Source organism: Chitinophaga sp. YIM B06452, from assembly GCF_039655965.1.
In the GTDB taxonomy this organism is placed as follows: Bacteria; Bacteroidota; Bacteroidia; order Chitinophagales; family Chitinophagaceae; genus Chitinophaga.
On sequence record NZ_JAWLKY010000002.1, the window covers coordinates 82374 to 101050 of the forward strand.

Annotated in this window: 16 protein-coding genes; 8 read left to right on the forward strand and 8 right to left on the reverse strand. The window is 53.4% G+C overall.

Features of this window, described 5'->3' with window-relative positions:
- The first annotated feature begins 234 nt into the window (after positions 1 to 234).
- The 5 genes from R3I13_RS10005 to R3I13_RS10025 all read left to right on the forward strand — a co-directional run bounded on the left by R3I13_RS10005 (position 235) and on the right by R3I13_RS10025 (position 7365).
- Positions 235 to 3258: a triple tyrosine motif-containing protein gene (locus tag R3I13_RS10005; protein WP_346317802.1), complete on the forward strand. Its 3024-nt coding sequence runs from the start codon at positions 235 to 237 to the stop codon at positions 3256 to 3258.
- A gap of 111 nt (positions 3259 to 3369) precedes the next feature.
- Positions 3370 to 3858 carry a hypothetical protein gene (locus tag R3I13_RS10010; protein ID WP_346317803.1) on the forward strand — a complete coding sequence of 163 codons (489 nt, stop codon included), beginning with the start codon at positions 3370 to 3372 and terminating at the stop codon, positions 3856 to 3858.
- A gap of 172 nt (positions 3859 to 4030) precedes the next feature.
- Positions 4031 to 4624 carry a hypothetical protein gene (locus R3I13_RS10015; RefSeq protein ID WP_346317804.1) on the forward strand — a complete coding sequence of 198 codons (594 nt, stop codon included), beginning with the start codon at positions 4031 to 4033 and terminating at the stop codon, positions 4622 to 4624.
- Positions 4625 to 4630: 6 nt separating this feature from the next.
- Complete coding sequence (locus R3I13_RS10020; protein WP_346317805.1) at positions 4631 to 6184, forward strand: SPFH domain-containing protein; 1554 nt, start codon at positions 4631 to 4633, stop codon at positions 6182 to 6184.
- A 77-nt stretch (positions 6185 to 6261) separates the two neighbouring features.
- Entirely contained in the window at positions 6262 to 7365 is a 1104-nt protein-coding gene (locus tag R3I13_RS10025; protein ID WP_346317806.1) for a sialidase family protein, read from the forward strand.
- A 3-nt stretch (positions 7366 to 7368) separates the two neighbouring features.
- Here R3I13_RS10025 and R3I13_RS10030 read toward each other — a convergent pair whose 3' ends face one another.
- From R3I13_RS10030 to R3I13_RS10055, 6 genes are read right to left on the reverse strand one after another with little or no spacing between them, the layout of a single operon-like run.
- Positions 7369 to 7875, reverse strand: coding sequence for a hypothetical protein (locus R3I13_RS10030; protein ID WP_346317807.1), 507 nt, complete (start codon positions 7873 to 7875; stop codon positions 7369 to 7371).
- Between the two features lie 26 nt (positions 7876 to 7901).
- Positions 7902 to 8408, reverse strand: coding sequence for a hypothetical protein (locus R3I13_RS10035; RefSeq protein ID WP_346317808.1), 507 nt, complete (start codon positions 8406 to 8408; stop codon positions 7902 to 7904).
- 17 nt (positions 8409 to 8425) lie between these two features.
- Positions 8426 to 8896: a hypothetical protein gene (locus R3I13_RS10040; protein WP_346317809.1), complete on the reverse strand. Its 471-nt coding sequence runs from the start codon at positions 8894 to 8896 to the stop codon at positions 8426 to 8428.
- A gap of 6 nt (positions 8897 to 8902) precedes the next feature.
- Entirely contained in the window at positions 8903 to 9397 is a 495-nt protein-coding gene (locus R3I13_RS10045) for a hypothetical protein (protein WP_346317810.1), read from the reverse strand.
- Between the two features lie 16 nt (positions 9398 to 9413).
- Positions 9414 to 9899, reverse strand: a complete 486-nt coding sequence (locus R3I13_RS10050) for a hypothetical protein (protein ID WP_346317811.1) — start codon at positions 9897 to 9899, stop codon at positions 9414 to 9416.
- Between the two features lie 33 nt (positions 9900 to 9932).
- Positions 9933 to 10703, reverse strand: coding sequence for a DeoR/GlpR family DNA-binding transcription regulator (locus R3I13_RS10055; RefSeq protein WP_346317812.1), 771 nt, complete (start codon positions 10701 to 10703; stop codon positions 9933 to 9935).
- 515 nt (positions 10704 to 11218) lie between these two features.
- Here R3I13_RS10055 and R3I13_RS10060 point away from each other — a divergent pair.
- Together R3I13_RS10060 and R3I13_RS10065 are read left to right on the forward strand one after the other, a co-directional pair.
- Positions 11219 to 14275: a TonB-dependent receptor gene (locus R3I13_RS10060; RefSeq protein ID WP_346317813.1), complete on the forward strand. Its 3057-nt coding sequence runs from the start codon at positions 11219 to 11221 to the stop codon at positions 14273 to 14275.
- Between the two features lie 19 nt (positions 14276 to 14294).
- Positions 14295 to 15875, forward strand: coding sequence for a RagB/SusD family nutrient uptake outer membrane protein (locus R3I13_RS10065; RefSeq protein ID WP_346317814.1), 1581 nt, complete (start codon positions 14295 to 14297; stop codon positions 15873 to 15875).
- 93 nt (positions 15876 to 15968) lie between these two features.
- Here the strand turns inward: R3I13_RS10065 and R3I13_RS10070 are convergent, their stop codons facing one another.
- On the reverse strand, positions 15969 to 16790 hold the full coding sequence (locus R3I13_RS10070) for an N-acetylmuramoyl-L-alanine amidase (RefSeq protein WP_346317815.1): 822 nt from the start codon (positions 16788 to 16790) through the stop codon (positions 15969 to 15971).
- A 234-nt stretch (positions 16791 to 17024) separates the two neighbouring features.
- Here R3I13_RS10070 and R3I13_RS10075 point away from each other — a divergent pair, with 234 nt between their 5' ends.
- Positions 17025 to 17552, forward strand: a complete 528-nt coding sequence (locus R3I13_RS10075; RefSeq protein WP_346317816.1) for a hypothetical protein — start codon at positions 17025 to 17027, stop codon at positions 17550 to 17552.
- Here the strand turns inward: R3I13_RS10075 and R3I13_RS10080 are convergent.
- Positions 17545 to 18639: a Gfo/Idh/MocA family oxidoreductase gene (locus R3I13_RS10080; protein WP_346317817.1), complete on the reverse strand. Its 1095-nt coding sequence runs from the start codon at positions 18637 to 18639 to the stop codon at positions 17545 to 17547. The two genes, R3I13_RS10075 and R3I13_RS10080, sit on opposite strands and share 8 nt — an antisense overlap.
- Between the last annotated feature and the right edge of the window lie 38 nt (positions 18640 to 18677).

Here is an 18677-nt window from a genome sequence, read left to right on the forward strand (position 1 = left end):
ATAGCGGGTTTGAATGATGATTATATAGTGCTCTCTTCCGTTCCGGGCGGTTTGGGCGGAAGTGTTTTCTATAACGTGGCTACCGGGTTCAAATATCCCCAATTAAACAGCAGGATACCCTGCGCCGGGGTACGTCAATTCTACTTCAGGAATTCCTAAATTGCTGGAAGTCAATAGCGGTTAAATACGCCGCGCCTACTTCACCGGGATTTATTATATTTTTATTCAAACGTTATGAAAATGAAAGGCCTGTTGTTTGTGCTGCCCATGCTCTGGGCATCTTTTACCCATGCGCGCCAGCTGATAGGCACCCCTTCCGTGCTTCATTTCAGCAAACAACAATATTCCGGCGGCGGCCAAACCTGGGATGCGGATATGGACTCCCTGGGCATTCTCTATTTTGCCAATAATGAAGGCCTGCTCACGTTCGATGGCCACGGCTGGAAGATGTTCCCCGTGCCCAATCACACCCGCATGCGCTCCGTAAAGGCGGGAGACGGCGGGCGGATCTATGCGGGCGCGCAGGACGATTTCGGGTATTATCTCGCCGATGCGGATGGGGTGCTGCGGTACACTTCGCTCAAGCCGCTGATCCCCGCGGGTGAAAGGGAATTTGCAGATATCTGGAACATAGTGCCTTATAACGGCGCCATGTTCTTCAGGAGCAACAACAAAATATTCGCTTACCATGGCAACCGCGTACAGGTATACCATGCGCCGGGAGAATGGCGCCTGTTGTGCAGCACCGGCCGCGGACTGTATGCGCAGGACGCGCGGCTGGGCCTGGTGCAATTTACCGGCAGCGGCTGGAAGCAGGTTGGCCGGGCCGTTGCAGCCAGGCAACTGCTGGTTACCGCTGTGCTCGACCACCCCGGTGATACGCTGCTGCTATTCACTTACAAACATGGCATTTTTAAACTGCATGACGGCGAGCTTTACCCCTACAGCACACCCGCAACGGCAGCCCTGCAAAAAGCCCGCATACAATGCGCCCTGGATTGGGAAAACAACCAGCTATTGGCAGGCACGGCGGAAGCGGGCTGTTATATCCTTGACAGGCGGACGGGCGCCGTCATCCAGCAATTTGGCCTGCAGGAAGGATTGCAGCACAGCAGCGTGCGGAAAATATTCCCTGACCCGGGCCATAACCTCTGGCTGGCGCTGGACAATGGCATAGACATGATCCGGTACAGCAACGCCATCAAACAGATCCACCCGGACAAACACCAGTACCTTACCACTTATGCGGCCCGGGTGTTCAACGGGCAGCTCTACATCGGCACATCCGACGGGCTGTTTGCCACGCCGCTGGAAGAAGGCGAAGCTCCCGGCAACAGCGCCACACTACGCCGGATGCCGGTTACAGCGGGCTATAACGGGAAGATGCCCGCAGGCGGGCATAGCGGAACGATCCTATCGCCGGGGCCTGGTGGTTATGAAGACCTGAGCTTTCAGCAAAACCGCTTCCGCAAAGTGAGGCAGTCCGGCGGCCAGGTATGGAGCCTTGCCGTTTCCGGCGGGCAGTTGCTGATGGGGCATCATGAAGGCGCGTTTAATGTGCGTGGCGAAAGAGCGGAACCCTTGCTGAAAAGCACCGGCTGCTGGCTATTCCTGCCGCAGGCACACCGCACGCTCATCGGCTGCTACAACGGGTTGCGCACTATGCATCAACAGGATGACACTTTTGGCAAAGCCCGCCAGGTGAATGTGCTGTTCGAGTCCCTGCGGTTCCTTACCGCGGAACAAGACAGCGTAATCTGGGCCTCCCATCCTTACCGCGGCGTTTACCGCATCGTAACAGACCGCGACACCACGCTGCGCTTCACCCTTTTCACCAGCCGCCATGGCTTGCCTTCAGACAATAACAACTTCGTGTTCCGCATCCGCGGCAGGATGGTGGTGGCCACACAAGCCGGCATTTATGAATTCGATCCCGTCAGGCAAACGTTTGTGCCCTCGCCCTGGCTGTTTTCCATGCTGGGTGCAGCGCCTGTACAGTTCATGACCGAAGACGCGGGCGGGAACATCTGGTTCGTATCCGGCAAAACGCCCGGTGTGGTGGACTTTCACCATAAACATGACGGCAAGCCCTACCGGGTCATGTACTTCCCCGAACTGAAAGGCATGATCGTAAGCGGTTTTGAGAACATTTACCCTTATAATGAACAAAACGTGTTCATCGGCGGCGAGAAAGGCATGTATCACATCAACTACAAAAAATACCGGCAGCCAAAAAAAGAGCCGCGTGTGATGATCAGCCGGGTAAGCGCCCGCGGAGGCGGCGACAGCCTGCTTTTCGGAGGGTTCCTTCCCCCGGGTAAAGCCGCTTTCAAGACCCTTCCCTCCTCCTACGCCGGTTTTCATTTCGAATATGCCTCCCCTGCATGCGGGCACGGCAGCAATATGGAATTCAGTTACCGGCTGGAAGGCTTCGACCCTGCCTGGAGCGAATGGACCGCGCGCACAGAAAAAGATTATACCAACCTGCCGCATGGCCACTACACTTTCCAGGTAAAAGCGCGCGACCATCTCGGCAATATTTCCGCCGCGGCCGCTTATGCCTTCCGCATCCTGCCACCCTGGCACCTGAGCCTGCCCGCCAAAAGCCTGTACGCAGTGCTGCTGCTTGTTTTCACCTGGGGCGGTTACCGGCTGCAGAAACGGAAATTCGCCGCGCAGCAGCAACGTCACCGCCGGGAACAGCAACAACTCATCCTTCACCACGAATACGAAAAAGAACAGCGCGAAAAACAGCTGATCAGCCTGCAGCACGACAAGCTCGCGAGCGAGATACAATTCAAGAACAAAGAACTGGCCACCGCCACCATGCACCTGTTGCAGCGAGGCAAGCTGCTTTTTAATATCCGTGAAGAGCTGCTGCTGGCCATCAAAAAAATAGAACCGCTGCCCCATTACCCTTTCAAAAAAGTGCTGCGCCTGTTCGACGAAGCGGAGCAGGATACAGAAGACTGGCAGCAGTTCTCTCAACACTTCGACGAAGTGCACAACAATTTCCTTTCCACACTCAAAGCCCGTTACCCCGATCTCAGCACTACGGACATGAAACTTTGCGCTTACCTGCGCATCAATCTCACCACGAAAGAGATCGCCCAATCACTGGGCATTTCCGTGAGAGGCGTTGAAACCAGCAGGTACCGCCTGCGCAAAAAGCTGGAAGTGCCGGGAGACGTACCTTTGTACGACTTCCTGCTGGCCGTTGCCGCTGCCCGCATACCGGGAGATGCGCTGAAAGAATAAGCGTATCCGCCCTTACGTCAAGCAAACCCTCCCGGTCGTCAAACCCATTCCGCCGTGAAGCGGCGTTTGCGTTGCTTTGTACTGTCAACATTCACCTAAAACTGATAGTATATGCAACGCTCATCCTTTTTTAAGCAAACAGCCGCCCTCCTCTCCTTCTGCCTTTTAGCCATTACAACACAAGCCGGCAGCGGCACAGGAAGGGACCACCTGAAGGTGTACCTCAACAACCAGCTCATTCATGAACAGTACGTCGGCGAATCCGTGAAGCTTTCCAATCTCCGGCTGGACAAAGCCAATGCAAACGACCAGCTCACCTTCCACTACAGCCATTGCGGGAAGATCGGCACCGGCCGCAAGCTCACCGTGAAAGACGATAAAGGCGGCACTATCCGCGAATGGAAATTTGCAGATGCCACCGGTAAACAATCCGGCATGGTGGTGGCCGTGAAAGAACTGTTGCAACTGAAGCAGGACAATCTCCGGTTTTTCTATACCGCCACCGAATTGCCCCAGGGTCAGCTCATGGCCGCTTTCCATGTAACTGATAAAACCACTTCCTGGGTTCCGGGAAGCAGTGTTTTGCAATTTTTGTGTTAGCGATATTCAACAACATTTCCCGGATCCTTCCGGCAATGCGGGCGTCCGCCCCCGGGTTCGCTTTTTTAAGCAGCCTTGCGGGCGGACGGTTCTTTTTTGCTTTACCGTACACAAATTATAAAACCCGTCTTAACGGATTTTCATTAACTTGACGGTTCAATATCCCTTGCTTATGAGCAGTTTGTTAAACATTATGGATTGGTTCGGGCCACTGCCCATCTTTGAAAAGGTATACTGGAGCGTTGCCATCCTCTTTTCATTGTTCTTTCTCGTGCAGAATGCCCTCAGCCTTATTGGAGGCGATCACGACCATGCCACCGGCGATGTGGACGATATGCTGGATGCAGACGATGGCATCGGGTTCCAGTTCTTCACCATCCGCAATATGTTCGGCTTCTTCACCATTTTCGGGTGGACGGGGCTGGCCTGCATTCACAGCGAACTTTCCCCTGCCCTCACGGTGATCATCAGTTCCGCGGCAGGTTTGGCCATGATGCTGCTGATGGCTGCCATCTTCTATTACACGGGCAAGCTGGCCTACAACGGCACACTCCGCATGGAGAATGCCCTGCGGTCCACCGCTACCGTATATCTCAGCGTACCGCCTTCGCGCAGCGGCATGGGAAAGATCAACCTGCAGGTGCAAGGCGCCTTCCGCGAGCTGGACGCCATGACGGACGATACCGAGCCCATTCCCACCGGCGCGCTGGTGACCGTTACCAAAGTGGTGAACAACCAGATCCTCATCGTAACCAAACAAAACTAAATACCTATGGACTATGTACTGATTGCCATAGTGGTGGCGGTTGTATTCGTGTTTACGCTGCTCTATGCCCTTTTTAAGCGTTACAAGCGCTGCCCTTCAGACCAGATACTCGTTGTATACGGCAAAGTGGGCAAAGGTCCGGACGGCAGCCACAGCGCCAAGTGCATCCACGGCGGCGCCGCTTTCATCTGGCCCGTGATCCAGGATTATTCTTTCATGGACCTCACGCCTATTTCCATTGAAGTGAACCTGACCAATGCCCTCAGCCGGCAGAACATCCGCGTGGACGTGCCGAGCCGCTTTACTGTGGCCATTTCCACCGAGCCCGGCACCATGACCAATGCCGCGGAACGTTTGCTTGGCCTGCAACGCCCCGCCATCCACGACCTTGCAAAAGACATCATTTTCGGCCAGCTGCGCCTTGTAGTGGCCACCATGGATATCGAGGAGATCAATAACAACCGCGATAAATTCCTGGCCAACGTTGCCTCTAACGTAGAAGCCGAGATCAAGAAGATCGGCATGAAGCTGATCAACGTGAACGTAACGGACATCAAAGACGAATCCGGCTACATCGAGGCCCTGGGTAAAGAAGCCGCAGCAAAGGCCATCAACGAAGCCAAGAAGAGCGTGGCCGAGCAGGAGAAATTCGGGGAAACCGGCAAAGCCGAAGCAGACCGCGAAAAAGACATCACCATCCAGCAAACGCTGAAGAACAGGGACGTCAGCATCGCCGAAACCCAGCGTGACCGCGATACGCAGATCGCCACCGCCAATAAAGACAAATCGATCCTCATTGCCGCCGCCAACAGGGACGAGGCCATCGGTAAAGCCGAAGCCGAAAGAGATACCCGCATCAGGGCCTCCCAGGCCAACGCCTTAGCCGTGGAAGGAGAAAACACCGCGCGCGTGCAGATCGCACAGTCCGAAGCCGCCCGCCGCGAAAAAGAAGCCGAAGCCGCCAAACGCGCCGTTGCCGCGGAAAAGATCCAGTCTGCCAAAGCCCTCGAAGAAGCATACGTTGCAGAACGGAAAGCGGAAGACGCCCGCGCGGACAAAGAACGCGCGTCCCAGAACGCCAACGTGGTGGTAACCGCCGAGATCCAGAAACAAAAAGCCATCATCGAAGCACAGGCAGAAGCCGAAAAGATCCGCGAAAAAGCCCGCGGCGAGGCAGACGCCATTTTTGCCAGGATGCAGGCCGAAGCAAAAGGCATGTTCGAAATACTCACCAAACAGGCCGAAGGCCTCGACCGCATCGTACAGGCAGCCGGCAATAATTCCAAAGACGCCGTGCTGCTGCTGATCGCTGACAAGCTGCCGGAGCTGGTGAAAATGCAGACCGAAGCCATCAAGAACATCAAGATCGATAAGGTGACCGTGTGGGAAGGCGCCAACGGCCAGAACGGCACATCATCCACCGCCAACTTCATCAGCGGGCTCTATAAAGCCGTGCCGCCCCTGCAAGACATGTTCAACATGGCCGGCATGGACCTGCCCGCCTACCTGGGCAAACAGCAGAACGGCGATACCACTTTGCCGCTGAAGGATACAGAATAACAGATAAAATCATTATCTTCATCAGCAACCTTGTGCGGGCCATCCTTCACAAGGTTGCTTTTTTAATTCTCATCCATATGCGCCGTAGTTTATTTTGCCTGAGTACCGCTCTTTCACTTTTATGCCTGCAAGGCCGGGCCCAGCAGCCCATTGTTCCGCGGCTGGAAAGAAGGGTCATGATCATGGAGACCCCTGTCACAACTAACTGCCACGCCTCTACGATCGTAGCGCTTGGTAAAGGGAAGCTGATGGCTTCCTGGTTTGGCGGCTCAAGAGAAGGCAATAAAGACGTCAGCATCTGGATAGCCGTGAACGAAAACGGTAAATGGGGCGAAGCCAGGGAAATTGCCAACGGCGTGATCAACGATACGCTGCGTTATCCCTGCTGGAACCCGGTACTGTTCAAAACCAAGGCAGGCAAGCTTTTCCTTTACTACAAAGTGGGCCCCAACCCCAGGTTGTGGTGGGGCATGATGATGAGCTCTTCCAACAACGGCAAAACCTGGAGCGCCCCGGAAAAGCTGCCGCAGGGCATGCTGGGGCCTATCAAGAACAAACCGCTGCAGCTGGCGAACGGGGACATCCTCTACCCTTCCAGCACCGAAAGCGCCGACAATAAACGCTGGCATATCCACCTCGAAAGATCCGACCGCAACGCCCGCAACTGGACGCGCATCCCCATCAACAATGATACCTTCGGCGTGATCCAACCCAGCATATTGCGTTACCCGCACGATTCGCTGCAACTGCTCTGCCGCAGCCGCAACAATACCGTAGTCCAGGCCTGGTCTAAAGACAACGGCCATACCTGGGGGCCGCTCAGCCCTACGGACCTGCCCAATCCCAACGCGGGGACAGATGCTGTTACACTTAAGAACGGGCTGAAAGTGATCGTATACAATCCACTGCTGCCGGGCAACGAATGGTGGGAAGGCAGGAGCCGCCTGTATGTGGCGGTGTCTGAGAACGGCGGGAACTGGCAGAATGTTTTTGCGCTGGAAGACGAAAAGAAAGGCGAATACAGTTATCCCGCGGTGATACAAACGCCGGAGGATGATGCTGTGCATATCACGTATACCGCCGACCGGAAGAACATCCGCCATGTAGTGCTGCAGATCAACCGGCCGGAGAAACCGGAGGTAAAGAAGGAGACGGAAAATGAAAATGTGGAAGAGGAATAAATGTCAAAATTCGCCTGTGATCTTTGACCTGCGAAGCTTCCATTCTTTGCGGATGCTCAGCACCCTGTACAGATAAATACACAACAGGAGGAATAAAATAAAGATGATCACCTCATCAACACCCAGCCTGCGGGCCGGATATTTAAGCCTCATCCAGATTATTTCCACTGCAGCATATGCTACCACCAGCACACCGATCCCGATGTTCACCGGTCCGAAATCGACCGCCCAGCGCTTTTCCCTGAGCAGCCCCCAGGCCGTGAGGCCAAACAGGCAGCAGTTCAGGAACAAAATAAAGACGAACAAGTCCTGCCACCGGCGTATAGTGCTCAGGAAAGCATCCAACCCATCGTCCACCGTTATGATCACGAAAACCGCAACTAAGGCTACAGAACCGAATACCAATAAATAAGATAAGATCTTCATCCAAAGCGGCAGCAATTGATTGCGGAACTGTTGTGAGCCGTAATCATCCTCAATGAGATCTTCGGAAGCGGGTGTCATGTTCATAGCATTCTATGTTTCCTTATAAGTTGTCAAATTTTACCGGTGATCTTTGATTGACGATATCCCCATTCCCTGCGGATCCGGAATAGTTTATACAGGTATATGCACAGCAGCGTGAAAACAAAGAGAAGAACAGCTTCCGGCACGCCAAACACAAAGGAGCCCCTGATAACCCCGCGGGTTACATCCACTACAACATATCCTGTAATAAGCACTCCCAGTCCAATATTTGCCAGCCCGAAATTGACCGCCCATCGTTTTTCCCTCAATACCGCCCAGGCAGTTACGCCAAAGAGCACATAATTGACAAGCAAGGCCAGCATTAGCACCTCCTGCCACGAATACACGGACCTCCGGAGAATGCCCCACTCAACTCTTATTTGCGAGATGACGAAAAAAACGGCCAGTGCAATAGCAGTCAGCAGCATCAAGATGGTTAGTATCTTCATCCAAAGCGGCACCAATTGCCTGCGGAACCTTTGCAGGTTGTAGTCGTCATCGTTAAGAAGGTCTTCGGTTGCAGGTGTGATGTTCACGGGTATTTACTTTCAGGTTATTCGTAAAACAGCTTCGTGCCCGACACTGCGCATTTCCATTCCTTCATTATCCCTCCGAGCTTAAAAGCAAATGCCAGGTGGAGGAAGATCAGCGCCAATAGGATGATGTGATGTAGTATGTGCAGGCTGTTCGGGTACACCAGGTCATTATAGATCCATCCGCCTTCTGCGATGATCAGCACTGCGAGCACCAGGATAGTGATCCCGAAGCAGGCATATATCGCCCATTTCCGTTCAGTTATCATAGCAGTGGCTGAAATGCCGTAGACAAAAAGCACCGCTGCCAACGTAAACGCTTTCCAGTCTGCTTCCTCTAATAACAACCCGGCCACCAGCCCGAGGCCACCCAGCAATCCTTCCAGCGCGATGATGCTGATAAAGATGCGAACCCACACAGGCATTAGGGAACGCCTGGTGGGTATGGCCTTAAAATCTTCCTGCAACAGGTCTTCCATTCCCTGGTTCATAGATTGCTATTTTCCCGCCACGCCATTCTCCCAGGCACGGCGGATCTTCAACAGGCGGATAATGATGATGACGGACAATACCAGCGATGCGACGGAAATGATCCCCTGTATCGTTAGACCGGAGGGCATGCTCTGTATATCCCAAACGCTTACTATAAACCGCACATAATACACAACCACGGCAAGTGACGAAACGGATAATATGATAATGCCTGCTATCGGCGCCTGTTTCCACTGTTTCAGCAGCGAGATGTACACGAAAGCCTCCAGCAGATCAAGGACGACGAAAGCGATCCACATCACAAGGGAACCGCCGGCGCCGTTAACACTGCCGGTGCTGAGCAGCAGGAAGAGCTGGAAACTGCGCAGCAGGGCATATGCCTTGTAAAAGATCAGCACCAGCAGCAGCTTCTTCAGCCATTCGGGAAGCAGGTTTTTACGGATGACGGGCTCTTCAAGGCCGGGGCCGGTAAGCAGGTCGTCGGTATCCAGGTTCTCCATGAAGGAAAAGTTTGAATTATCGTTTAGGCTTTACCGATGGATGGTAGGCCAGCCATCTTTTGAAGATAAGAAGGATTTTGATGAGGAAGATCAGTAATACAAACACGATGACTGCCATAGGGATCATTAATGAACGTGCTTCCTCATTCTTAAACATGTCACGGAATTGCACAACTCCTACGCCATATATCAATAAGTGCAAAAGTGCGCTGGCTGTGATCCCATAAATTGCCCACTTCTTTTCGCGGAACATTTGGATGCCGGCTATTCCTCCTGCTAGGAATAAAGACGCCATTGCAAAGACTGTTATTATGTCCGCGGCCCCTTTGTTCCTTTCAACAGCAAAGAATACAACAGCGATTACAGCGCCTGACATAAAAGACGAGAACACGCCCAGGCCAATTAACAGTTTCAGCCAGAGCGGCATCAGTGTTTCCCTGTAACGGACATCCGTAAATTCTTCTTCCTGGAAAATATTTTCCTGTGCGGGATCTGTAAGCATAGGTATAAGAGTGTATTGGGTTCAGGGTACAAATTAAACAATCACCACTTCAATCCCCATATCTTCCAGCAATTTCACCATGTGCTCGGAAATGCCCTTGTCGGTAATGATCTGGTCCACTTCTTCAAGCCGGCATATCCTGCCGAAGCCGCGTTTGCCGAACTTGGACGAATCCGCCAGCACGATCGTTTTCTGCGCCGCGGCGATCATCTGCTGGTTCAGGTGCGCTTCCGCGATACTGGTGGTGGTGAGGCCGAATTCAACATCAATGCCATCCACGCCGAGGAACAGCTTGCTGCAGGAAAAATCTTCCAGGATCTTCTCTGCATACGGCCCGGCAACAGACGACGAATTGTTGCGGATCACGCCGCCCAGCTGCACAACCTCTATTTCATGATACCGGTTCAGTTCCAGCGCTACATTCAGGGCGGAGGTAATGATCATCAGCGGCCCGCGGGGCTGGATGTGCTTGGCCAGCGCCAGCACGGTGGTGCCCGAGGCGATAATAATGGCATCTCCCGGAACGATCAGGGAAGCTGCTGTTTTGCCGATGTTGTTCTTTTCTTCCCGGCGGATCTTCTCCTTTTCGTTTACCGGTTTGTCGTTGGTATAGGGATTTTGCACCGTAGCCCCTCCATGGGAGCGGTATAGCAGCGATTTATCCTCCAGCAGCTTCAAATCCTTTCGGATCGTTACACCGGAAACGTCTAACTCCTTACACAATTCCACCACGTTCACATAGCCCTTTTCGTATAACCTGCTTAATATAAACTTGTGCCGCTCCGCAATATTGATCATTGACATGGGTTGAAATATTAGGTTAAATTAACGTAGAAATCTCAGTATGCATATTGAAAATCACTTCTTTGTAATTGTACAGGCCCGCAATTCCCTGTAAAATACGGAGGATTTTCCTAAAAATAGGCAATTCCCCGATTCCCGCCGCAGGGTTTAAACATTCTTTAACATTGATAATTACGTCATTATCAACAATATGTAACCCCGCTCCCGCTTTCCGGCTGCTTTATTCCCGCTTGACAAGAATCCAGGTTATTTTTCAAATTAGTTTCAATTTATTTTCTTTTGTTTTCATTTTTTATATTTTTGACCGCAAACGAAAGGACAAAAAAGCCAGAATCGATATATAAAATAATACTGATACAAATTACAGCGATAAAAGAGCCACGTTAACAGACATACTATGCTACTCACGGGATCCGCCGGCAACGGCCGCTACTCAGCTTAATTTATACATCACATGGCGTTTTACCAGCCAGTTTTAAATATCCGAGCTATTCAAACAAGTAAAATCAATGATTATGGAGCTTTTTAAGCGATCACTCCTTCTCCGCTTCCTGGCGGCCTGCTTCGGGGTTATTTGCCTTTCTTCCCTTACCCTCCGGGCGCAGGACCTTCCCATTTCCGGGAAAGTGACCTCCGCCACAGACGGCAGCCCGCTGATGGGCGTCAGCATCCAGGTGCAGGGCACTTCCAAAGGGATTGGCACCGACGTCAACGGCGCTTTTAAGATCAGCGCCCCGGCCGGCGCCGTCCTGCGGTTCTCCTTCATCGGTTATCTCCCCCAGGAGATAAAGATCACCAAAGCAGCCACCCTGGACGTGAAACTCCAGGAAGATGTGCAGAAACTGAATGAAACGGTGGTGGTTGGTTACGGAACCCGCAAAAAAGCCACCCTTACCGGCGCTGTGGCTACTATAGACATGTCGGAAAAAGAAGGCCAGCCCATCACCAACGTCAGCAACGCGCTGCATGGCACGCCAGGCCTGTTCGTAAATCTCAGCAACAGCCAGCCCGGCATCGACCGCTCTACTATCCGCATCCGCGGCGTAGGAACACTCAATAACAACAACCCGCTGGTGCTCGTGGATGGTATTGAATATTCCATGGACGAGCTGAACCCGAACGACATTGAAAGCATCTCCGTGCTGAAAGACGCCGCTGCCGCCATTTACGGCTCCCGCGGCGCCAATGGCGTTATCCTCGTTACCACCAAAAAAGGGAAAGGCGCCGCTAAAGTAAACTACAGCTACTACCGCGGCTTCCATAAGGCCACCTACCTGCCGGACGCGATCAACGACCCGATCGCCTACATGCGCACCAAGAACCAGGCGCTCAAAAATGAGAACAAGGCCGTTGAATATTCCGACGCTGAGATCGCCGAATATGAACAAGGCATGCTCACCGATAACATCACTTACCCGAAAAGCGATTGGTACAAGATCGCGATAGACAACGGCTCTATCCAGAAACACGACCTGAGCGTAGCCGCCAGCACAGACCAGTACCAATACCGCCTTTCCCTCGGCTTCCTTGACCGCGACGGTATCCAGTTTGGCCCTACCAACCACGCCAAGAACTATTCCCTCGGCCTGAACGCTTCCATGAACGTGACCAAAAAACTGAAAGCCGGCATCACGCTCGATGGTTATTACCGCAACTACACCCAGCCTACTTACAACACCTTCTGGCAAGCCATGAGCCGCACCCTGCCCATCCTCACCGATACCCTGGCAGACGGCCGCTATGGCAACTCCTGGCTGAAGACCGCGGGCCGCAACAACTGGGAGCATCCCCGTCTCTTCGCCTACGGCGCCATTACCACCAAGCTGGTACAACGTTTCCTGGCAACGGTGAACGCGGAATACAAGCTCCCGTTTGACATCACCTACAATATCAAATTCGGCGTGGACAAATACGACGGCCTGCTTAGCACCAACACACCGCGCCTGCAAACGTTCAATCCCAAGACCGGCGCACCGACCAACTGGAACAGTCCCGCTACCGCGCCGCGTTTCGCCAAAACGGATGAGAACGATATTTCCCTGCACTTCTACAATACGCTCGACTGGAAAAAGACCTTCGGCTCCAAACACAATGTGTCTGCGATGATCGGCTCCAGCTACGACAATTTTGATAAAGACCAGTTCAACGCCGCGATGACAGGTTACCTGGATAACGGCGAAGCTACGCTTACCGCCCTGGATGCAGGCCTCACGTTCAACGCCATTTCAGGCAACACTACCAGGGACGTGATCATGTCTTACTTTGGCCGTGCGAACTATGATTATGACGATAAATACCTGTTTGAATTCACTTTCCGCGCAGACGGTTCCAGCCGTTTTGCGCCGGACAACCGCTGGGGATATTTCCCTGCCGCATCCGCCGGATGGCGCATAGACCGCGAGGAATTCTGGAATGTAAAATTCATTGACCAGTTGAAGCTCCGAGCCTCTGTAGGCCAGCTCGGCAACCAGGCCGTTGAGCTTTACAGTTACGCGCCCACCGTGGCTACCGGGCAGGATTACAGCTTTGGCGGCACCCTGCAGCAAGGCAACGCTAAAACACAGGATACCGATCCCGGCATTCACTGGGAAACCACCACCACGTACAACGGCGGCATCGATATGAACATGTGGAAGAACCGCATTGCGCTGACCGTTGATGTATATAAAAAACGTACGGACGGCATCCTGCGCCCGGTGAACCTGCCCGCCCAGGTGGGCAACCTTACCGGTCCGCAGCGGAACATCGGCACGGTAGACAATACCGGTTACGAGATCACCCTTCAGTACCGCAACAACATCAGGGAAGTGAACTACGGCGTTTGGGGCAATGTATCCTACAACAAGAACAAAGTAGTGGACCTGGACGGGGAGATCATTTACAGCGGCGCTACCATCACCAAAAAAGGCTACCCGCTCAACTCCTACTATATCCTGCAAGCCGACGGCTACTACCAGAATGCCGATGAAATTACAAGAGGCCCCAAACAGGGCACGGACACCCGCCCCGGCTTTATCCGTTACAAAGACGTGAAGCAGGACGGCATCATCAACGGCGACGACCGCGTGATCATGAATGCCTCTTCCATTATGCCGAAATATACTTTCGGTTTCGGGTTCAACGTAGACTGGAAAGGTATTTCCCTCACCACCGCCTGGCAGGGCGTTGCCGGCGTGAAAGTATACCCCAGGGCCAACCTCGCCTATCCTTTCGTGAACGGCGCCAATGCCACCTGGGAATGGACGCGCGACACCTGGACGCCGGAGAACCCCAATGCGCGCCTGCCGCTGCTTACCACCGGGGGAACGGGCAACTTCACCAACCTGTCCGACTTCTGGCTGAGGAACGGCGATTACCTGCGCATGAAGAATATCCAGCTGGCGTATGCGCTGCCTGCTTCGCTGCTGCAAAAGGTGAAGATCAGCCGTGTATCCGTATACGTGAACGCGGAGAACCTACTGACCATATCGAAATACAAAGATCTTGACCCGGAATCATTGCTTAACAGGAACGACCTGTATACCTACCCGATGCTGAAAACATTCACCGGCGGTATCAACGTTACTTTCTAATTCTAATTAACTCATGCATATGCAAAAGATATTTTTAGCGGCCGGAACTGCATTGTTGCTGATAGCAACCGGCTGTAACAAAAGTTTACTCGAAACATCGCCCAACGACCGTTACCAGGAATCCACCTATTGGAACTCCCCCGACGCCGCAGCCGCAGGGCTGGTAGGCTGCTACTCCGTTCTCAGGAACGACGGCATGTACGGCGGCAAAGGCTCCAACAACGCCACCGCGCTCTGGGATGAAACGCTTTCACCCAATGCCTGGAACTACAGCAATACCAACAACTTCGACGCCATAGCCATGGGCCAGCACAACGCTTCCACCGGCGGCATCGTTACCGCACGCTGGGGCGACAGCTACGGCGGCATTGGCCGTTGCAATACCTTCCTCGCCAAGATCGACGAGGTACCTGGCATGGAAGCCGCGGATATTACCAGGATGAAAGGCGAGGCTTATTTCCTCCGCGCGTTGTATTATTTCACACTGGCCACCTATTATGGCGACGCGCCGCTCATCCTCACTCCGCCCGATGAGCAAAGGGATTCCGACCTTCCCCGCACTCCGCGGAAAGACGTGATCGCACAGGTACTGTCTGACCTCGAAAACGCCATCAGCGGCCTGCCTCCCAAAGCCACTGAACCGGGTCGTGCTTCCAAAGGCGCAGCCATGGCCCTGAAGGCAAGAGTGCTGCTGTACGAAGCGAGCCCGCTGATGAACAACGGCGTGAACGATCCGGCGAAATGGAAAGCCGCCGCTGATGCAGCCAACGCAGTGATCACGGGCGCCAACACTTTCGGCTACAAGCTTTACCGGGATTACCGCGCCATGTTCCTGCCGCAAAACGAAAACAATTCCGAAGTGATCTTCGATGTGCAGTACATTTTCCCGCTGCAGGGCAATTCCTTCGACCTCATTTGCCGCCAGTATAATACCAACGCGCCGCTGCAGGACCTGATAGACGCCTACCTCATGAAAAACGGCCTGCCCCGCACCGCTCCCGGCTCCGGCTACGATCCCGCCAAACAGTGGGCCAACCGCGATCCGCGCATGTACGCCACTTTAACGTTCCCCGGCGATAAATACATGGGCAAGGTGGTGGCCAACAACCGCTTTTCATTCACCGGCTATGGCATGAAGAAATTCAGCATCTACGACACCGCTGCTCCTCCAAAAGCCGTGGAATCCCTTGTTGGCGGCCAGTCTGAGACCAACTTCATCGTGCTGCGGTACGCGGACGTATTGCTCATGTACGCGGAAGCGCAGAACGAAGCCACCGGGCCGGACAACACCGTGTACGCCGCCCTGGATTCCATCCGCAGCCGCGCAGGCATGCCGCTCATCACCCCGGGCCTCACCCAGGCGCAGATGCGCGATGTGATCCGCCTGGAAAGAAGGATAGAGCTGGCCGGCGAAGGCTTGTACTACAACGACATCCGCCGCTGGAAAACAGCGGAAACGGTGATGAACACCGACATATATAATTACAAGAGGGAAAGGCAGGCCACCCGCTCCTTTGACGCGAAACGCGATTACTGGTGGCCGATCCCCACGGGAGAGAGAGACCTCAATCCCAACCTCGAACAAAATCCGTTCTATTAATTTAGAATTGAGTAACGTGGAAAAATGAAAGCGGAGAGTTCTCTCTCCGCTTCTTTTTTGCCCGCAAGGATCATATATTTTCGGTAATGCGGCTTATTGCGCCTGCTGCATTACACCCAGCAGTATCTTTTTGGCCGCTTCGTTCATTGCACCGGGCGCGCTCAGCGAATCGCCGGGGATAAAATGCCTTTTGAACGCCTGGATGGCCGCAGCAGTGTCTTTTACATCATACCCCACCAGCCGCAGGCCCTGTAAAGTATTGAAGTTCTCCGGTACCTGGATGCCCGTTGTATCGCCGTACCACAAGCCGAAACCCCGCGCAGCCAGCCTGTCCCAGGGGAACAGTACACTGGGGTCCACTTTCCGTTTGGGCGCAATATCGCCATGGCCGATAATATTGGCAGCGGGGATATTATACCGCCGTTTCAGCGTGTCCAGCACTATCATCAGGCTGTTGATCTGCAGCGAATCGAAAGGCTCGCTGCCGTTATTGTCCAGCTCTATGCCGATGGAAGAAGAATTGATGTCTGTCAGGCTGCCCCATTTGGAAACGCCGCCATGCCAGGCCCGCAGGTAATCGTTCAGCATATGATGCACAGTGCCGTTGCGGCAGATCACGTAATGCGCGCTTACCTGTGTACGTTCCAGCGTGAAGGTCTTCAGTGTTTGTTCGCAGGAATTCTGCGCAGTATGGTGAATGATGACATAATTGGGTTTACGGAGGTTGAAGTTGGTAGTGCCCACCCATTCCGGGGCTGCAACAGCCGCTACGGGAACATTGCCCGGCTGCTCTTTCAGCACGTCCGCCCAGTGTTTGCTCTGATGGCGGTAAACCTTGTTGGTGGCTTTATACGGTTTAGGCGCGCAGGCGCTGAAAAAAACAACCGTAGCCAGGAGTATCTGTCTTTTCAACATGCATAAATCTACGAAAAAGTTGAAGCGGAAACAACCGTAGAAAATACAGCGTATGGGGTATTGTAAAGATGGGGGATTCTTTATTTATTTGAAGTAATTATGAGAGTATTCCTGCACACTTTGAAAGTTTGGGCTACGGTTGTTGTATGCACATTCTTAATCCTTGCTGTTCGCATAGTCGCGACTCCCGAGCTTTCTGACTTTCCTGTTTCTCCCGTCCTGTTTGTTTTCACATTGGCTACTGTAGCCACTTCTCCTTTCGCGCTGGCTGTATGGATCACCACGTCGGTACTTTATAAAAAAGATATAACGGTAAAAAAGAAAAAGCGGCGGCTGGTGCTCTGGGGTTCGCTGGCTCTGCTGCTGGCCATTAATTTCATGCCCGCCAATCCCGTTTATCTGGCGCTCATCCTGGGCGTAATGCTAGCCTCGTTCCTTTTTGCGCTGATCATGTTCCCATTCCCCTCCCGCCAGCCTCTCACAGTTACCGACAACCTCAAAGGCCGCCACATCCTGCTGCGCATACAGGAAAACAACCTGCTGCTCCGCGGCACGGTATTATCTGAACTCAACATCTGGCCTATTAAAATAAAGCTGCAGGAAAATTCGCCACATACCTTGCTGGACCTGCATTCCCTCCGGGAAGACGAGCTTTTCACCTCTCTTAATTACCAGACTTCCGTAAAAGTAAAGGTCTTTACCGCGGACCGGAAAGAGTTCCTGTTCACCGGCACGCTGGAGCTGGATCATACCCTCAACTGATCTGTATCTTTTTGCCGCCAGCCGCAATGGAAGCATAGATCGCTTCTATTACCTTCATATCGCGCAGGCCTTCTTCGCCGGGTACGATGTTCGGCGTGTTCTCAAGAATGGATTTCGCCACGCCGTCCATATGCGCGGCCTGCTGGTTGATGTGCGTGAAATTCATCGGGCCTTTACTGGTACGGCCTACCTGGCCGCCATAGCCATATGCGTTAGCCACCTCGTACCAGCCGCTTTCGGCGCCCGCATACAGCCGGTTGACGCCGGTGGCATAAGTAGAAAAGGAATTGGCCACCGCGCCGCCGGGGAAATATAACTGCCAGGCAAGCGATTCTTCTACATCCTTAAATTTCTCCGGCATCGTTTTCGGGAATTCCTGCGCGGTAACGGCCAGCGGCTCTTCGCCCACCGTATACCTAGCGCCCTGGATGGCGTAGATGCCCACGTCCATCAGCGGGCCGCCGCCTGAAAGCGCGTGTTTCAGCCGCCACTGGTTGGGATCGCCCGCCCTGAAGCCGTCGCTGGCTTCCACGAACTTTACGGCACCGAATACCTTTTCGCGGGTGAGCCTCATCATTTCGAGATGGAACGGGTCGTAATGCAGCCGGTAACCGATGGCCAGCTGCCTGCCTGCCGCCTTGCAGGCGTCTATCATTGCCTGGCCTTCTTTCACGCTAACAGCCATAGGCTTTTCGCAGATCACGTGTTTGCCAGCTTTGGCCGCGCGGATGGTATATTCGGCATGCATGGAGTTGGGCAGCACGATATATACCACGTCTATGTCCTTATTATCAGCAATACGGTCGAAGGTTTCGTAATTGTAGATATTTTTCTCCGGGATCTTATACTTCTCCACCCACACCGGTATTTTAGAAGGCGTACCGGTCACGATGCCTCTCAGTTCGATGTTCTTCGTTTGCATCAGCGCAGGCGCAAGCTGGTTGGTAGCATAGCCGCCAAGCCCCACCAGCGCGATGCCCAGCTTTTTTTCCTGGTAAGGGATCAGGCCGGTCAACGGCGAAGCCAATGCTGATGCGCCTAATACGGCTGAATATTGCAGAAAACTGCGGCGGGAATGTGTTGTCATAAAAAGGGTTTTAGGAAATGTACAAAAGATACAAATCT